This is a genomic window from Paenibacillus sp. XP01 (assembly GCF_057364885.1).
Window position 1 is genome coordinate 4647308 of record NZ_CP139481.1, and the last position, 16737, is coordinate 4664044.

The 16737-nt window shown below is 51.5% G+C and carries 14 protein-coding genes; 3 read left to right on the forward strand and 11 right to left on the reverse strand.

Features of this window, described 5'->3' with window-relative positions; genetic code table 11:
• Positions 1–216: 216 nt before the first annotated feature.
• The 3 genes from pflA to adhE all read right to left on the reverse strand — a co-directional run bounded on the left by pflA (position 217) and on the right by adhE (position 6533).
• Positions 217–969 (reverse strand): pyruvate formate-lyase-activating protein, encoded by a 753-nt coding sequence (gene pflA, locus SNR34_RS20930; RefSeq protein WP_236420041.1) that lies wholly within the window; start codon positions 967–969, stop codon positions 217–219.
• A gap of 56 nt (positions 970–1025) precedes the next feature.
• Positions 1026–3284: a formate C-acetyltransferase gene (pflB, locus tag SNR34_RS20935; protein WP_486180103.1), complete on the reverse strand. Its 2259-nt coding sequence runs from the start codon at positions 3282–3284 to the stop codon at positions 1026–1028.
• A 636-nt stretch (positions 3285–3920) separates the two neighbouring features.
• Complete coding sequence (adhE, locus tag SNR34_RS20940; protein WP_486180104.1) at positions 3921–6533, reverse strand: bifunctional acetaldehyde-CoA/alcohol dehydrogenase; 2613 nt, start codon at positions 6531–6533, stop codon at positions 3921–3923.
• Positions 6534–6947: 414 nt separating this feature from the next.
• On the opposite strand from adhE, the gene SNR34_RS20945 reads away from it, so the two are divergent.
• Positions 6948–7664 carry a Crp/Fnr family transcriptional regulator gene (locus SNR34_RS20945; protein ID WP_236420047.1) on the forward strand — a complete coding sequence of 239 codons (717 nt, stop codon included), beginning with the start codon at positions 6948–6950 and terminating at the stop codon, positions 7662–7664.
• Between the two features lie 61 nt (positions 7665–7725).
• Here SNR34_RS20945 and SNR34_RS20950 read toward each other — a convergent pair whose 3' ends face one another.
• The 6 genes from SNR34_RS20950 to SNR34_RS20975 form a co-directional block, all read right to left on the reverse strand.
• Entirely contained in the window at positions 7726–8436 is a 711-nt protein-coding gene (locus SNR34_RS20950) for a hypothetical protein (protein WP_339273384.1), read from the reverse strand.
• Between the two features lie 182 nt (positions 8437–8618).
• On the reverse strand, positions 8619–9323 hold the full coding sequence (locus SNR34_RS20955; RefSeq protein WP_236420051.1) for a hypothetical protein: 705 nt from the start codon (positions 9321–9323) through the stop codon (positions 8619–8621).
• A gap of 212 nt (positions 9324–9535) precedes the next feature.
• On the reverse strand, positions 9536–9832 hold the full coding sequence (locus SNR34_RS20960) for a winged helix-turn-helix transcriptional regulator (protein ID WP_236420112.1): 297 nt from the start codon (positions 9830–9832) through the stop codon (positions 9536–9538).
• Between the two features lie 496 nt (positions 9833–10328).
• Positions 10329–11057 carry a ThuA domain-containing protein gene (locus SNR34_RS20965; protein ID WP_343261005.1) on the reverse strand — a complete coding sequence of 243 codons (729 nt, stop codon included), beginning with the start codon at positions 11055–11057 and terminating at the stop codon, positions 10329–10331.
• Between the two features lie 25 nt (positions 11058–11082).
• Entirely contained in the window at positions 11083–12051 is a 969-nt protein-coding gene (locus tag SNR34_RS20970) for a sugar phosphate isomerase/epimerase family protein (RefSeq protein ID WP_339273388.1), read from the reverse strand.
• Positions 12052–12250: 199 nt separating this feature from the next.
• Positions 12251–13309: a Gfo/Idh/MocA family protein gene (locus tag SNR34_RS20975; protein ID WP_236420057.1), complete on the reverse strand. Its 1059-nt coding sequence runs from the start codon at positions 13307–13309 to the stop codon at positions 12251–12253.
• A gap of 154 nt (positions 13310–13463) precedes the next feature.
• On the opposite strand from SNR34_RS20975, the gene SNR34_RS20980 reads away from it, so the two are divergent.
• Positions 13464–14282, forward strand: a complete 819-nt coding sequence (locus tag SNR34_RS20980; RefSeq protein WP_236420059.1) for an AraC family transcriptional regulator — start codon at positions 13464–13466, stop codon at positions 14280–14282.
• 154 nt (positions 14283–14436) lie between these two features.
• On the opposite strand, the gene SNR34_RS20985 is transcribed toward SNR34_RS20980, so the two are convergent.
• Together SNR34_RS20985 and SNR34_RS20990 are read right to left on the reverse strand one after the other, a co-directional pair.
• A complete protein-coding gene (locus SNR34_RS20985; RefSeq protein ID WP_236420061.1) occupies positions 14437–14745 on the reverse strand; it encodes a hypothetical protein in 309 nt (102 codons plus the stop codon).
• A gap of 42 nt (positions 14746–14787) precedes the next feature.
• Positions 14788–15729: a Gfo/Idh/MocA family protein gene (locus SNR34_RS20990; protein ID WP_486180105.1), complete on the reverse strand. Its 942-nt coding sequence runs from the start codon at positions 15727–15729 to the stop codon at positions 14788–14790.
• Between SNR34_RS20990 and SNR34_RS20995 the strand changes: the two genes are divergently transcribed.
• Positions 15728–16603: a TVP38/TMEM64 family protein gene (locus SNR34_RS20995; protein WP_486180106.1), complete on the forward strand. Its 876-nt coding sequence runs from the start codon at positions 15728–15730 to the stop codon at positions 16601–16603. The genes SNR34_RS20990 and SNR34_RS20995 overlap by 2 nt on opposite strands.
• The last annotated feature ends 134 nt before the right edge of the window (positions 16604–16737 follow it).

A 16737-nucleotide genomic window follows, 5' to 3' on the forward strand; every position in this document is an offset into this window, starting at 1 on the left:
TTTGGTTTTACACTCTGATTATAAAAAGCCGGAGCTTCCATCGTAAGGATGACAATTCATCAATGAGGGGATAAAATCCTTCACTGAACAAGCCTCTTCGTGTTCCTCCTGTAAAATGCAACAAAAAACAGTCTCGGCGACATCGGTCGCAAAGACTGCCTGAATAGCGGATCCATATATACGTTTGTTGATTTCTAGCAGACCCATGGATCTGGATCATTTCGCCCCAGCAAGTGTGCCAGCCGTTTCCTTCCGGCCCTGTTCAATCAGGCGATACGCCCGTTCCACCTCTTCTTCGGTTGGTGAAGGCACGCCATCGAGCGGGTACACCTTACCCAGCGCCTGCCATTTGTAGATGCCCATCTGGTGATAGGGCAAAATCTCAAACTTCTCTACCCCGTTCAACGTGCCGATATATCGGCCCAGATTAAGCAAATCCTGCTCATCATTATGAATGCCGGGCACGTATACGTGGCGAATCCACATTTTCCGATCATGATCGGATAACCAGCGGGCCATACGAAGCGTTCTCTCATTGGATTTCCCGGTAAGCTGGATATGCTTTTCATCATCGATATGCTTCAGGTCCAGCATGACCAGATCGGTATGGTCCAACAAGTCAAGAATGCGATCCGGTTCATTGTAGCCGTTGCTGTCCAAGGTGGTATGCAGTCCCCAACGCCGCTTCACTTCTTTGAAAACTTGGGCCACAAAATGAGCCTGCAGCGTCGGTTCACCTCCCGACACCGTAAGTCCGCCACCGGAACTGCGATAATAGGTCAAGTAGGGCTCGATTTCCGCAAGAACTTCTTCCACGCTCATATCCCGGCCCCCATCAAGCGCCCATGTATCCGGGTTGTGGCAATACTGGCATTTCAGATGACATCCTTGCATAAATAGCACGAAGCGGATGCCTGGGCCGTCAACCGTCCCGAAAGTTTCGAGTGAATGAATATGTCCGTTAACCATGCTGCCTCTTCCTTTCTTTTCCGCATCCGCTGTGCGTTTATGTTGTTTCTTCTCTATTACATCGAACCGTGGAACGTACGGTTAATGACGTCGAGCTGTTGTTCGCGAGTCAGCTTGATGAAGTTGACGGCATAACCCGATACCCGAACGGTCAGCTGCGGATAGTTTTCCGGATGCTCCATCGCATCGATCAGCTGTTGACGGTCAAACACGTTGACGTTCAGATGATGAGCGCCTTGGCTGAAATATCCGTCCATCATGGCGACAAGGTTGGATTTGCGGATATCGCTCTCTTTACCCAGTGCTTTAGGCACGATGGAGAATGTGTTGGAGATACCATCAAGGCTGTGCTCGTAAGGCAATTTGGCTACGGAGCCAAGGGAAGCAAGGGCGCCTTTTTTGTCGCGTCCGTGCATAGGGTTGGCTCCCGGAGCAAACGGTTCGCCCGCTTTGCGTCCATCTGGCGTTGTGCCTGTTTTCTTGCCATATACCACGTTCGACGTAATGGTCAGCACGGATTGGGTAGGCAGTGCGTTGCGATAAGCTTTGTGTTTCCGGATCATGCCCATGAAGGACTCGACCAGTTCAACCGCAATGCTGTCTACACGATCATCGTTGTTGCCGTAGCAAGGGAATTCGCCTTCGATTTCGAAGTCGACCGCGATGCCTTGCTCGTTGCGGATCGGTTTGACTTTGGCGTATTTGATCGCGCTCAGGGAATCGGCGGCTACCGACAATCCGGCGATGCCGCAAGCCATCGTACGCAGGATGTCACGGTCGTGCAATGCCATTTCGATGCGTTCATAGCTGTATTTGTCGTGCATGTAGTGAATGACGTTCAGCGTGTTCATGTACAGTTTGGCCAGCCATTCCATCATCGGTTTGAAGCGTTTCAGCACTTCGTTGTAATCGAGCACCTCGGTGGTGATCGCCGGATATTCCGGTCCGACCTGCGCGCCCGATTTTTCGTCGCGTCCACCGTTGATCGCATACAGCAGCGCTTTGGCCAAGTTGGCGCGGGCGCCGAAGAACTGCATTTGTTTGCCGATCTTCATCGCGGATACGCAGCAGGCAATGCCGTAATCGTCGCCATAGATCGGGCGCATCAAATCGTCGTTTTCATATTGGATCGAGCTCGTTTCGATCGAAACTTTAGTGCAATATTCCTTGAACGCTTCCGGCAGCTTCACGGACCAAAGAACCGTCAAATTTGGTTCTGGTGCAGGGCCCAAGTTATAGAGCGTGTGCAGGAAACGGAAGCTGTTTTTGGTTACGCGGGTTTCGCCGTTAACGGACATTCCGCCGATGGATTCGGTAACCCAGGTCGGGTCGCCGCTGAACAACTCGTTGTAATCCGGCGTGCGCAGAAATTTCACGATGCGCAGTTTCATGACGAAATGATCGACCAGCTCTTGCGCCTGTTCTTCGGTCAGCACGCCTTCCTGCAGGTCGCGCTCGATGTAAATGTCCAGGAAAGAGGATACCCGTCCGAGAGACATTGCCGCACCGTTTTGTTCCTTGATGGCAGCCAGGTAGCCGAAGTACAGCCATTGGAAAGCTTCTTTGGCGTTGGTGGCCGGCAAGGAGATATCGAAGCCGTGCATTTCGCCCAACTGCTTCAGTTCTTGCAGCGCACGAATCTGTTCGGAGATCTCTTCGCGCAGACGAATGACATCTTCGTCCATGGCGTCCACTTCCAGCGAATTCAGCTGTGATTTTTTGTCCCGGATCAGGAAGTCTACACCGTACAAGGCCACTCGACGATAGTCGCCGATGATGCGGCCGCGGCCGTATGCATCCGGAAGACCGGTAATGATCCCCGCTTTGCGCGCTGCGCGCATTTCGGATGTATAGGCATCGAACACGCCTTGGTTATGCGTTTTGCGAATGTTCGTGAATATGTCAATGACTTCTTGAGGCATCTCGAAACCGTAAGCCTGACATGCATCAATCATCATGCGAATGCCGCCGAACGGCTGAATCGAACGTTTGAACGGAGCATCGGTCTGAACGCCGACGATCTGTTCTTTCTCTTTATCCAGATAACCCGGCTGATGGGACACGATCGTGGAAGGCGTATTCACGTCCACGTCCAGGACGCCGCCGTTCTCGCGTTCCTTTTTCGTCAAATCGGAAACGATTTCCCACAGGTCCTTCGTATTTTGGGTTGCGCCTGCAAGGAACTCTTCGTCCCCGTAATACGGCGTCAGGTTGTGCACCAGAAAATCGTTTACGTCTACGGATCTGTTCCAAGTACCTTTGACAAAGTTTCTCCAGCCTGTTTGCACTTTGACATCTTTTTCAATCACCGACATCGTTAATCCCTCCGTAATTTGGATTTCCGGACACGGGACAGGTTGTCTCGCACGTCGCATCCGTGTCCAGAACCGCGATATAATGTGAAGATTTTCACATATGCCGGATCGATACTCTCTCTTATAGGAACCCGGAACCGCGGAATTGATTGTTTTCTTTCTGTTTTCATTATACGTTTACGTTGTTTCACACTCTGTGATTTTTATCACAAAGTCAGTGAGCTTCTTCACTCCACCATTGCTGAATCATAGTGAATTACATTAATTCACATTAGCCACTGCGAGAGTAGAACAACTTCCGATCGCAATCCACTCCATATCTCCCGATTGAATTTTATCAACTGAACAAAGAACATTAACACTTGCCCACTCCGATGACAGAACTACCTTCCGATCACTGTTATCCCCCGCGTTTTTTTGATCCATTTTTCAAAGGTTACACTCCCGGGATAAAGGCGAACGCTTCGCTTTTTCAGGTTATTTCTGTCCCTCCGTTGTCGTGTAAATTGTTGAATTCAACTGATACCGCAAGGATTCCGTTGAACAGAAAGACGGCAATCGGGGCTCCCCATTTCGGGGAACCCTGCTCCTATTGCCTTAACCTCAAACGAATGGTTTGCTATGCTGCACTATTGTTTATTCAAACCGTCCATAGAAGGCGTTGCGGTATACATCGGCTAGTTCGGTAACCAGTGGCATCTTCGGATTGGCCGTTGTACATTGGTCCTCGAACGCACGGTCGGCCAGATAGTCTACGCGCGATTCGAAATCTTTCGGATCGAATCCGAGTTCCTGGAACGATTCCTCGATGCCCAGCGTTTTGTTCAGCTTGCGGATGGCGTTGATCAGGCTGTTGACGCCTTCTTCAGTCGTGCGGGCCGGCAGCCCGAGGATGCGGGCAATCTCGGCATAACGCTCATCGGCAACGAAATGCGAATATTTCGGGAACGAAGCGAATTTGCTCGGTTTTTTCGCATTGTAGCGAATGACGTGCGGCATCAGGATCGCATTGGTGCGTCCATGCGCGGTGTGGTACTGACCGCCCCATTTATGCGCAAGGCTGTGGTTGATGCCCAAGAACGCATTCGCGAAAGCCATGCCTGCGATCGTCGATGCATTATGCATTTTTTCGCGGGCGAGTTTGTCGCCTTGCAAAGCCGATTGCTCCAGGTATTGGAACACCAGTTGGATCGCTTTGATCGCCAAACCGTCCGTATAATCGTTCGCCATGACCGACACATAAGCTTCGATCGCATGGGTCAGAACGTCCATGCCCGTATCCGCCACTGCGGTTCTCGGCAAGCTGTACACAAACTCCGGATCCACGATAGCCACGTCAGGCGTCAATTCGTAATCAGCCAGCGGATATTTCGTATTGCCTTTCTCTTTGTCCGTAATGACCGCGAACGAGGTAACCTCCGATCCTGTACCGGATGTCGTCGGAATGGCTACGAATTTCGCTTTGATGCCCAAGCGCGGATATTTATAGATCCGTTTGCGGATGTCCATAAATTTTTGCTTCAGGTTGTTGAAGTCGGTATCCGGGTATTCGTAGAACAGCCACATCGCTTTCGCGGCATCCATCGGCGAACCGCCGCCGAGGGCGATGATGCAGTCCGGCTGGAAGCGATTCATCATCTCGGTTCCGCGATCAACCGTCGTTGTCGATGGATCGGGTTCGACTTCGGAGAACACTTCGATCGCAACCGGAGTCTGGCGCTGACGCAGGTAATGCTCTACTTTTTCGACATAACCAAGCTTCACCATCACAGGGTCCGTAATGATGGCAACGCGGGTGATGTCCGGCATTTTGGCGAGATATTGCGTTGCGCCTTTTTCGAAATAGACTTTGTTCGGCACTTTGAACCATTGCATATTCACGGTACGGCGAGCCACCCTTTTCACGTTGATTAAGTTGACGGCAGATACGTTCGACGACGTCGAGTTGCGTCCATACGAGCCGCAGCCCAGCGTCAGGGACGGAATGTTCGTATTGTAAATATCGCCGATCGCCCCATGCGTGGATGGCGAGTTGACCAGAATCCGGCCTGTTTGCAAACGATCCGCAAATTTGGTGATGACATCTTCATTGTTCGAATGGATCACCGAGGAGTGGCCCATGCCGCCAAAAGCAACCACTTCCGCTGCGCGCTCAATGCCTTCGGCTGCGTTTTTCACTTTGTAGCAAGCCAGCACCGGGCTCAGTTTTTCGGCCGACAGCGGGTATTTCGTGCCTACGCCTTCGATTTCGGCAACGAGGATTTTGGTGCCTGCCGGAACGTCAATGCCGCACAGTTCGGCGATTTTGGCGGCGGATTGGCCTACGATCGCCGGATTGACCGCACATTTATCGACATTGATCACGCCTGGCGTCAACTTTGCCAGCTCTTCTTTGTTCACAAAGTAACAGCCGCTGGCGATCATTTTCTTTTTCACCTGGTCGAAAATCGCTTCTTCGATGATGACGGCTTGCTCGGATGCGCAGATCATGCCGTTGTCGAACGATTTGGACAGAATCAGGTCGGTCACCGCCTGGTTGATGTCCGCGCTTTTCTCAATGAAGCAAGGAACGTTACCTGGTCCGACACCCAGTGCCGGTTTACCACAGCTGTATGCGGCCCGTACCATGCCTGATCCGCCTGTGGCCAGAATAAGCGCTACGTCAGGGTGATTCATCAGGGCATTGGTCCGATCCATGGAAGGATCGTCGATCCATTGGATGCAATCGGCCGGAGCACCATGCTTCACGGCTGCTTCAAGCAGGATTTTGGCAGCTTCACGGCTGCAGTTTTGTGCGGACGGATGGAATCCAAAGATGATCGGGTTGCGCGTTTTGATGGAGATCAGCGCTTTGAACATCGTGGTGGACGTTGGATTCGTAACCGGTGTGATCCCCATAATGATGCCCACCGGTTCGGCAATTTTCTGGAAGCTGTCGAATTCGTTGTCTTCGATCACGCCTACCGTTTTGTCGTATTTAATGCTGTGATAAATATATTCCGTGGCAAAAATGTTTTTAGTGATTTTATCCTCATACACGCCTCGACCTGTTTCTTCGACGGCCATTTTGGCAAGCATCATGTGTTTGTCGAGTCCTGCGAGTGCCATGGCCTGCACGATTCGGTCGATCTGCTCCTGATCCATGGACATGAACGCTGCGTGTGCCTTGTTTGCTTTGTCAATCAACGTTTGGATATACTGGCCTGCTGTCGGTTCTTTTACTGGGGCGACTTCGTTCTTTACAGCCATCTCCCTCATCCTCCTAAAGGTTCGTATTGTTTGTCTCTCTGCTTACGATCACATCGTACCATGGCGAATTCGGTCGGTATGTGATTTTTTTCACAAAGTATAACAAATTTAATTTATGTTTTGGAGCATCGCTCCACTCCCCTTACAGCTCTTCATATTTAAAATGCTATTCTGTCATCATCATCCTTTCCTTAGAAAAGTGAATTTAATCACAATGTTTGAAATATTGCCATTTTTGCCTCCTTCCCAGCCCCTGCATTAGGTATATACTGAACTTAAAAATTGAACCACCGCAATTTGTACCGTCCCTCACCGGCCGAATTCACCTGATCAGGACGGCGGCTTGCGGCGAACCACGGCAGCTCATTCACCTACATGAAAGAACGCCGGCGGATACAAAGGGGAGATAGACTTATGAGAGAACCATTGAGTGTACTGGAAGAGCGCGGAAATACAAGCTGTTTCTCGGAAGTGAACTTCAACCATCTGCTCGTAACGATGAAAGAACGCACCTATCCCGAAGGTACCCACCTGTATTGGGAAGGCGATGTCTCCGACAAATTGTACTATCTGAAACGGGGACGCGCCCAGATCACCAAATCTACGGATGAAGGCAAAGAGCTTATCATGTATATGTACCAAGCCGGGGATATGATCGGCCAGGCCGATCCGTTCTTTGGTTCCCGTCATTCCTTCTCGGCCGAAGTGCTGGAAGACAGCGAAATCGGCGTCCTGGAGCACAAAGATTTGGAGATGCTAATTTGTCAGCATTGCGATTTTGCAATTGATTTCATGAAATGGATGGGTATCCATCACCGGTTGACCCAAACCAAATTCCGTGACCTCATGTTGTATGGTAAACCGGGTGCCCTATGCTCCACGTTAATCCGTTTGTCCAATTCGTACGGGGAGCCTCACGGCGAACATGTCATCATTCATAAAAAAATTACCCACACCGACCTGTCCAACATGATCGGTGCCACTCGCGAGAGCGTGAACCGCATGCTTAGCGACCTGCGCAAAAAAGACGCCATCGAATATGAAAACGGCATGATCGTCATCAAGGATCTGCAAATGCTGCAAGGCATCTGCCATTGCGAATTGTGCCCACGGGAAATTTGCCGGATCTAACCCCCAAAAAGCCCAATCCTCCCGCTAGGAGAATTGGGCTTCTATCTGCACGGCTTGTCCATCAGGATGCCGTCAATTCCAGTTTAACTGCATCACGCGGATTCAATTTCATGTCCAGGCCGTTGTCCATCAATTCTTTGTCATTGACCATAATCACCCAGCGTTGATTCATGCGCGGGCTAACGTTTTCCACGGACAAGACGTATTTGTTGTTTTCCGACAATCGAACCACGCCGCTGGATTTCAACACATCGCGCACCGTGCATTCCGGCACGTATACGCCTGCATACTGCCGATTGAGCGATGGCAGAATGTTACCGCCGCTCACCTTGAGCAGGGTTGTCTGATAAGCAACCCCCTCATTAGAGCTGTCGGCGGCTTTGACATAGATGACCACTTCGTCCTTGGCATGCAGCTCCATATCCCAATGCTCGGGGTCGACGTCCTCTCCATTCAGTTTTACGGCCCAGCTCAGCGAGGCATCCAGCGATACTTCTCCAACCGATTGGATTCGTTTGCCGTCCGCCGTGAAATCGACAAGTCCGCTGTTCAAAAGCGCTTTTTTAAGCGTCATTCCTTCGCTGAAATCCCTTTTGATCGATTTGGTTGCATCCGGCAGGAACGTGCTGCCATCCACTGCAACCGTAATCGTATTCGCCGAATCGGCGTCTTTGACGACAGGCTGCTCGGAAGGCTGGGGTTCCGTACATCCTGCCAATATGGCCAGTAACAGCAGGCAAAACCCAATTAGTCCCGGGAATTTGTAGTTCATGTAGGTAACACCACCCTGCGTAAAATCATTTGTCTGTTGTCCATAACCATTATTATGGCACAGATTTTAACCGAAAAAAGTGTCAAAGCCGTTACTTTTCATTTCCGGGAAACACAAAGAGCCTGCAAGCAGGCTCAATTTGGATCATATGACGGTTCTTAAAAGAACCGTTGCATGTTTGACTATTGAATGTTGGCCTGCATGTACGTTCGACCTCCATCCCCGTTTTTCACGTAAGGATTAAGCCCGAAAACTTGTTCCTCCGCAACGGTGACTTCCGTCAACAGCTGCCCTTCAAGCAGTTCCCCGTCGACGTGCACGCACAACAAGGGAGCTTTCACATATTCCTGATATAACGGAATGGAGGATCCGGGGCTGCGATGGACCTTGTACAGCTTGCCTTGCTCATGTAACGGCCGTTCGGAAAAATACGTCGGAACGACGTATTTTGCGATAATGTCCATTTCCTGTGGCGTATAAAAGGTGTCTTGGCCAAGCCAAGGCTCAAGCATTCTGATCTCTTCGTATTGCGACCAGACAATGGCCTGAATGAGCAGTTCTTTCCGAATCGTTCGACCGTCAGGCATCTTGGCCATCGTATTCGGGAACCACGCGCCCTGCAGCGGAAGCTGCCCTATTCTCACCTCGCAGCCAATGCACTTCCAGCCGGATGACGTCCGGATCCACTTTTGCAGCACGGCCGGACGAGGGCCCTGTATCTTGCCGTCAACCGTCTTCCGATCGGATGCAGCATGCGTCCGTCCGTCCGTTTGAAACAACGATGCTGCTTTTTTGTAAATGAGATGTACCTGAATGGATGCGTTCTCAAGTTCAGCAATGTCCTGCTCGCCGTAGCGTACTTCACGGGATAAGCGTTCTTCTCTCATGACAAGTGGCCTCCTCGCTCCGGCCGCGTGCGGCCATTTTTGGAAACGAAACGACTTTCGGAGATACGACTGTGAACGTTGATCATCCCATTATACTACAACTCTCAGGCAGATGTGCAAAAGGCGCGAAACAAAAAATCCCAATTTCTTGTGGAAATCGGGATTTTTTGTGCCATGGGACCGCTTCATGGAGTCCAACACCGAATATTCGATTAATCGACCCACTGCTCAGCCCATTCCTGAATTTGATTCATGACCGGCTGCAGCGCTTTCCCTTTCTCCGTCAGCTCGTATTCAATCCGAACCGGCGTTTCAGGATAAACGTGACGGATCAAAATACCTTCACTCTCCAGATCCTTCATGCGTTCCGACAACATCTTGTCACTCATGGATGGAATCAGAGTGGAAATGTCCTTGAATCGCTTGGAGCCACTCATCAACGTTTGAATGATCAAACCGTTCCAGCGCTTGCCCAAAAACGAAAACGCCGTTTCAAAACGCGGACACATCCGCAGATCTTGGCCTTCCACATTAATCACCCCTTAATGAATCATTACAACTTACATTTCGTTAGTATATATAATAATAACACATTTGCGTCACATTTAAAACGTCTGCGTGCAAAAAGTTAAGCAAAGAACGTCCAAATGCAGCTATACCAGTATACCTCACCGCGTTCCCGGGGGCCATGGGGAATTTTCTGCTAACACTTTTTACCATAAACGATTCCAAAAAGAACCCTGCCGCCATAGTCGTTCTGACTCGGAGAAGGGTTCTTAGTGTGACTATGCTGTTTATATAAACCGAATTAATCAATCACACTAGGGCACTTCGAGTCAGTACCATCTTCCGATCGCTATTATCCCCAGATTTTTTTGATTCCCTTTTCCAAAGGGAAAATCCGGTGATAAACGCGAACACTTCGCTTCTCCAGATTGGTTCTGCCTCTCTGTTAACGTGTAGATGTTTTTGCGGTTTATATAGTTATATTGTTGTCTGTTAAAGTCAGACAACTACGCCGCCAAACGGTCTGACAGGTGCGCTGTTCCCGTATTCAGGCTTCACGTTGCGAGATGGATACGCCCATTTGATCGCATTGCCGATGACTTTCAGCACGTCAGGCTGGTAATACGTCGGATACGTTTCGTGGCCTGGGCGGAAATAAAAGATTTTGCCCTCGCCGCGTTTGAACGTACACCCGCTGCGGAACACTTCTCCGCCTTGGAAATTGCTGACGAATACAAGTTCATCCGGTACCGGAATATCGAAATATTCGCCATACATTTCTTCATGCTCCAATACGATTTTTCCTTGAACGCCCTCCGCAATCGGGTGCGAAGGATTGACGCACCAAATGATTTCCTGTTCGTTCGCCACGCGCCACTTCAGATCACAGCTGGTGCCCATAAGCGCCTTGAACGGTTTGGAGAAATGGCCGGAATGCAGCACGATCAGCCCCATCCCGTTCAAAACCCGCTGAACCACCTTGTGCGTAATCTCGTCACTAACGCGATCATGTGCCATATGTCCCCACCATACCAGCACGTCTGTCGTATCCAGCACCTCGCTGCTCAGACCATGGTCCGGCTGATCCAGCGTCGCTGTCCGGATGGCAAAACCTTCGCCGCCCAGACCGTCAGCCAGTGCCCGATGCAGTCCGTCGGGATACACCTCCCTCACTTCATCATGAATCTTCTCATGGACATACTCATTCCAAATGGTGACGTTGATCATGCTTTAATTTCCCCCTAAAATGGCCCTACACCCACCACATTTCCCCCAGCGGCTCTTCGATCAGCACTTGCTGGAGATTTTGCACGGCTTTGGAGAAGCCTTCTTCGACAGACATCAGTCCGTCTTCATGTTCGATGCTAACGACATAATCATATCCGACCAGACGCAGGGCACTGATGATGTCGGCCCAAGTTTTGTTGTCGTGGCCGTAACCTACAGAACGGAACTGCCATGCCCGATCAAGCATGTTCGTGTAATCCTGCATATCGGTCAATCCGTATTTGTTCACATTCACCGGATCGATCGTTGTATCTTTCGCGTGGAAATGGTGGATAGCTCCTTCGCGTCCAAGAATATGAATCGCTTGCACCGGATCGATGCCTTGCCACCACATGTGGCTCGGATCCAGGTTGGCGCCGATGACTTCGCCCGCTGCTTCGCGGAGTCTCAGCAAAGTTGCCGGTGTATGCACCGAGAAGCCACCATGCAGCTCCAGACCGATTTTTACGCTGCGGTCCGCGGCGAATTTGCCCCACTCCGTCCAGTAAGGAATGACTTTGTTTTCCCACTGCCATTTCAAAATTTCCTGATAGTCGTTCGGCCATGGCGCTACAGGCCAGTTCGGGTATTTGGCGTCCTCATGGTCCCCAGGGCAACCGGAAAATGTGTTAACGACAGGCACTTCGAGCTTTTGTGCCAGTTCCACCGTTTTGACAAAATCGTCATGGAACGATTTGGCGATATCCTTTTGCGGATGAAGCGGATTGCCGTGTACGCTGAGCGCGCTGATGATCAAACCGCGGGATTCCACCGCGTTTTTGAAGTTTTTGAGCGCTGTCTCGTTTTCGAGAAGCTCAGCCGGGTTGCAGTGCGCATTGCCCGGATATCCTCCGGTGCCGATTTCCACGGCTTTCAGCCCTTTTGCAGCTACGTAATCAAGTGCGTCCTCCAGTTTGCGTCCACCGAACAGTACCAAAAATACGCCAAGTTTCATTTGAGATTCCTCCCTGGATTATAAGTTAAATAAATGGTATGAATGCTTGCTGGTCCGAATCCCGGTTCCGCCGTTATGCCCTTTGCATTGTACTTATTGTGGAAAATCAGGCCTCATTCTATCCTGAAAGCCAAAAATTCAAAGCACGGCTGCATGAATGGCGGCAACGGAGTCCGGATGTAGTTCAAATAAAATCTGCTTACGCATAGGTGCTCTCAAGCGCAATGTGTTTGCCTTCCAACGAAGAGCGCTGGAACGCATGCATGGCCTCCAATACATGATAAGCGAGCTTGCCGCTTGCCTGATGCTCTCTTCCGGCCCGTATCGATTCCACCATCTCCGTGACGCCGATGCCGCGTTCGTTGTGCCCGCTTTCGAATGCCGGAGGCAGCACCTCCCATTCATCCTGTCCCGGTCTGCGCAGCTTCACGTCCCCGTTGAAAAAGTTCGGGTCCGGCACGCTCAGCACGCCTTCGGTACCGTAGATTTCGATCCGCGGCAGATCCGATCCGCCCCGAATATCGAAGCTGGCAATCATCGTGGCGATGGCGCCCTGCTCAAAATCGATCGTGCCTGAAAGATGAGTCGGCGTTTCGACTTGCAGCGAAGTGCCTTCCTTCGGCCCCGAACCAATTTTGCGATCCGCGATCTGGATGCCCGCAGAAGCGCTGATCCGGCGAATCGGTCCAAGAAGTTTAATCAGGGCGGTCAAATAGTATGGCCCCATATCAAACATCGGTCCGCCGCCGACGGTGTAGAAAAATTCCGGATTCGGATGCCATGCTTCCGGTCCGCCGCCCATGAAAAATGCCGTTGCGGCAACGGGTTTGCCGATCAAGCCGTCCTCGATGGCCCGGCGGGCCGTCTGGATGCCCGAACCAAGGAACGTATCCGGCGCAGAGCCGACATACAGTCCTTTTTGTTCCGCCAGTTCAATGACCTTGCGTCCGTCCTCGAGCGAAATGGCGAGCGGCTTTTCGGCATACACATGTTTGCCGGCCTCCAGCGCAGCCAGATCGGTCATGGCATGGCTGCCCGGAATGGTCAGGTTCAGCACAAGCTCGATGTCTTCGTTTTGCAGCAGTTCATCTACATTGTAAACGTTTGCGATATTAAATTCATCTGCCCGTTCCTGCGCGCGTTCGCGGATCAGATCCGCTACGGCGACCACTTCAATGACTGGGCTGTTCTTCAGGTTTTCGAGATAAATGGCGCTTATGTTGCCGCACCCGATGATGCCTGCTTTCATTTTCTCCACTATGAGGTCATCTCCTTGCACGTTGAGTAGCTGTGCTGAAAATCTTGCTAACAACTTCCTCTATGGTATTCCGTTTCACCTTCGATTAAAATGAATAATATGATCGAAACATGAACTATCTGGTCATAATTTTCAAGTTGCAAGGAGAGTGCCAATGCAATCCGATCACGCTTGTCAGGTTCTTACAGCGGGCTTTTCGTTTCACCGTAAACCTTACAACTCCATCATGCCTGAAGGAGTTAAAAACTATTTGCTTCGCCTTCAAACCGATGGCCGCTGCCGTGCCCGTGTGGACGGATCGTTGTCCCTGGTGGATGTGGGTGATCTGCTTTTATTCAGTCCGGACGAGCCTTACGAACTCAAAATCGATGCAGAGCTGAATCCGCTCGGAGAACGTCTGGTGGAGAGCGGCGACTATCACATTTTTTTCAACGGACCATGGGTGGACGATTGGTGGCATCACCACAAGCGGCCCAACCGCATCAAGGTCGAATTGACCGAGAGCCTGCTGACGCTGTTTCGCCAGTTGGTTCTGGAACAGCGCCGAATCTCCAACCCTTATCCCGAAATTTCCAGCTATTATATGCGCATTCTGTGCCTCGAAGTAGACAGGCTGCTCTCAGAGCACCCCACCATGGCCAAAACCAATTATGTGGCTTACGAGATCAAGAGCTACATCGAGGAGAACGCTTCCTCCCTGTTCAAACTTGAAGATATCGCTTCCCATGTCGGGATCAGCGTTTCGCGCGGAGTTCATTTGTTTAAGGAAGTGTTCGGCAAAAGCATCATGCAGTACGCGCTCGATGTACGGCTGAACATGGCGCGGGAACGCATCATTTTCAGCCCGATGACGCTCGAGCATGTCGCCGAATCCTCGGGTTTCAACAATTATACGTATTTCCATCGCGTGTTTCGCTCCCGCTTCGGCATGTCGCCCAGAGAATTTCGGGCCATCCACCGGGAACAAATGTAACCACCAGGCGGGAAGCCCCCGATCGGGCACTGCGGAAACGCAACGTTTAAAAAAAACGGCTAACGAGCCGCGGGCTCTTTATGGGGAAAATGGATCTCCTTCATAAGAAACTCCGCTTCGTTAGCCTGTCATACTTGCACAACGACCTGCTTTCTCACTTTCGCGCAGAGATCGTTTCGGCCACAACCATGGCCAGATCATCGTTGCCAAACATGGAAAGCACGCCGAGCACCGTCTCGTCCGGAATGTCGCCGGCTTCCTCCTTAGGCACGACCAGCTTCAGCACTTGCTGCAGCCGCTCGTTGCCCTGTTGGTTCGGGTAGGCCTGCCGATACAGCTCCTCCGGATCAACTCCCTGGTTAACGCACCATTGCGCGAACACAAGGATCATCATTTCCTCTTCCTGCTTGTAACTTTCGATCACCGCTTCTTCGATTTGTTTGCTGCGTTCCTTCGATTCCATCGTGCAGACAACCTCCACTTTCCCTTGGTTCTTCGTTCTTGCTTATTTGCGGAGCAATTGCTCGGCCAACTCATGACTATCCATCACATGGGTCGCACTAATGATGCATTCGTCCGGCGTTTCCAAACACTGCAGGAAATCGTTCACGGCCCCGGCAAACCCTCTGCGTTTCAAAATATCATCCCAGCTGCCAAACGTTTCACGCTGCTCCAGAGCACCGCGCTCCGTATACACGGCCTTCTCCATATTGACGACTTCGACGGACCTGCCGCCGCCATGCAGCTCCAGTTTCTCCAAATCAGCCCCTGCTTCACGCACCATATCGAACCGGCCAATCGCATGACGTCCCAATCGGGCTGATCCGGCGGCATGCAGCAATCTGCCGGCGTCGTTCGTGCGCAACCAATGCTGAACCAATTCCGTATCATGACCCGAGTACCACATCATCAGATCGAGAATATGGATCAGGTCGTCATAGACCGTTTCCGCAGCCGGACGATCTTGAATGCTTGTCCGGTGCTTCGTCACCGTCAAAGACTCAAAGCCCTTTCCCGCCTGCATCCATTCCTTCGCCTTTTGGTACATCGGCGCAAACCTGCGGTTGAATCCCACCGCGAGCAGCAGTCCCTGTGCTTCGGCAAAAGCCGTCATCTCCTCCGATTCCCGCAGCAGATAAGACAACGGTTTGTCCACGTATACGGACAAGCCGCGTTCCAAGCATTGCATGACGAGCTCAAAATGCGCTTCGGTTGCCGTGTGTATGAACACCGCATCCAAATCCCAAGATAACAGTTCCTTTATATCGGTCGTCCCCTGCTCCAGCCTGTACAGCTGCTTTGCAGCGTCGGCCGGCCCCGGGGAGCGGTTCATCGCGCCCACAAGCTCCACGTTCGGATGGGCGGACAGCAGCGGCAGGTAGACCTTGCGCGCAATGCCCCCCAGACCGACGATGGCGGCACGGGTGCGTTTCGTTGTTTCCGTCATGATCATTCCACCTTCAGATGAGTTCTTCGTATCCACGCCCTATAGTGTAACGCTTCCTGCAGCAACATGCCAGCTTTCGCGCAAGCTTTACGGACGGTTGGCGAGCAGGCGTATCCATATCGAGAATTCGATTCGGAAAGCCTCCGCTTGCGCGGTCTCCTGCTCTATCTCGATCGTGATCGAACGTGGTACACTTGAACGAGAAATCAACGTTCAGGCAATTCCCTTATTTGGCGGGTTGTTGAAAGGAGCTTTTTGGATTTTGCGAAAATGGTTATGGATTCTGCTTTATGTTTTGCTCGCAGGAGCCACGTTTATTTACAGATATGAAGTGCTCGCCTGGACGGAGGCCCACCAGTCCATCCCGCTGCTCATCCTCATTGCCATGCTGTTTGCGCTGGTTCCCGTCATTCCGTACAAATTCGTCATCGTTGCCCTGGGTTACGGATATGGCGCCACAACGGCCGCCTGGGTCAGCTGGATCGGTACTTCGCTGGCTGCGCTGCTCATCTATGCGGGAGCGAGAACCGTGTTCCGGAGCCAGGCGCGAGCCTATCTGGAGCGCATTCGCGGGTTGAGCCGGTTCACCGCATGGATGGAACAACACCCGTTCATGGGCGTGATGACGCTGCGTCTGCTGCCGATCGTGCCCCAGGTGGCCGTCAATATTTATGCAGGCATGACGTACACCCCGGTCTGGACGTTTATGCTGGCAACGGCGATCGGCAAAATCCCGGCCATCGTTGTCTTTGCTTTTGCCGGAGCGCAAGCGGGAAGTTCCATCTGGCTCAGCCTGCTCATCTTGGCCGCTTATCTGACGCTCATGGCCCTGGTGTTATTCGGGTTCAGGCTCCGTTCGCGAAGCAAACGTTAACCGGCTCTGGGCTCCGTGCTTTAGGCAGAAGTTTTCTTTGTAATATTTGGTTCTCGGCATTTGGTAGTTGACAGCTTCTGATATTATAATAATGATGCAGCAAACATATCGTTCTTCAAGAAATGGAGTGAATC

Excerpts from the sequence above, each read along its gene's own strand:
- SNR34_RS20980 (WP_236420059.1), top strand. The coding sequence starts at position 13,464 with ATGCAATCCGATCACGCTTGTCAGGTTCTTACAGCGGGCTTTTCGTTT.
- SNR34_RS20950 (WP_339273384.1), bottom strand. The coding sequence starts at position 8,436 with ATGAACTACAAATTCCCGGGACTAATTGGGTTTTGCCTGCTGTTACTG.
- adhE (WP_486180104.1), bottom strand. The coding sequence starts at position 6,533 with ATGGCTGTAAAGAACGAAGTCGCCCCAGTAAAAGAACCGACAGCAGGC.
- SNR34_RS20955 (WP_236420051.1), bottom strand. The coding sequence starts at position 9,323 with ATGAGAGAAGAACGCTTATCCCGTGAAGTACGCTACGGCGAGCAGGAC.
- SNR34_RS20995 (WP_486180106.1), top strand. The coding sequence starts at position 15,728 with ATGATCATTCCACCTTCAGATGAGTTCTTCGTATCCACGCCCTATAGT.
- SNR34_RS20970 (WP_339273388.1), bottom strand. The coding sequence starts at position 12,051 with ATGAAACTTGGCGTATTTTTGGTACTGTTCGGTGGACGCAAACTGGAG.
- SNR34_RS20990 (WP_486180105.1), bottom strand. The coding sequence starts at position 15,729 with ATGACGGAAACAACGAAACGCACCCGTGCCGCCATCGTCGGTCTGGGG.
- SNR34_RS20960 (WP_236420112.1), bottom strand. The coding sequence starts at position 9,832 with ATGTGTCCGCGTTTTGAAACGGCGTTTTCGTTTTTGGGCAAGCGCTGG.
- pflA (WP_236420041.1), bottom strand. The coding sequence starts at position 969 with ATGGTTAACGGACATATTCATTCACTCGAAACTTTCGGGACGGTTGAC.
- SNR34_RS20945 (WP_236420047.1), top strand. The coding sequence starts at position 6,948 with ATGAGAGAACCATTGAGTGTACTGGAAGAGCGCGGAAATACAAGCTGT.
- SNR34_RS20965 (WP_343261005.1), bottom strand. The coding sequence starts at position 11,057 with ATGATCAACGTCACCATTTGGAATGAGTATGTCCATGAGAAGATTCAT.
- pflB (WP_486180103.1), bottom strand. The coding sequence starts at position 3,284 with ATGTCGGTGATTGAAAAAGATGTCAAAGTGCAAACAGGCTGGAGAAAC.
- SNR34_RS20985 (WP_236420061.1), bottom strand. The coding sequence starts at position 14,745 with ATGGAATCGAAGGAACGCAGCAAACAAATCGAAGAAGCGGTGATCGAA.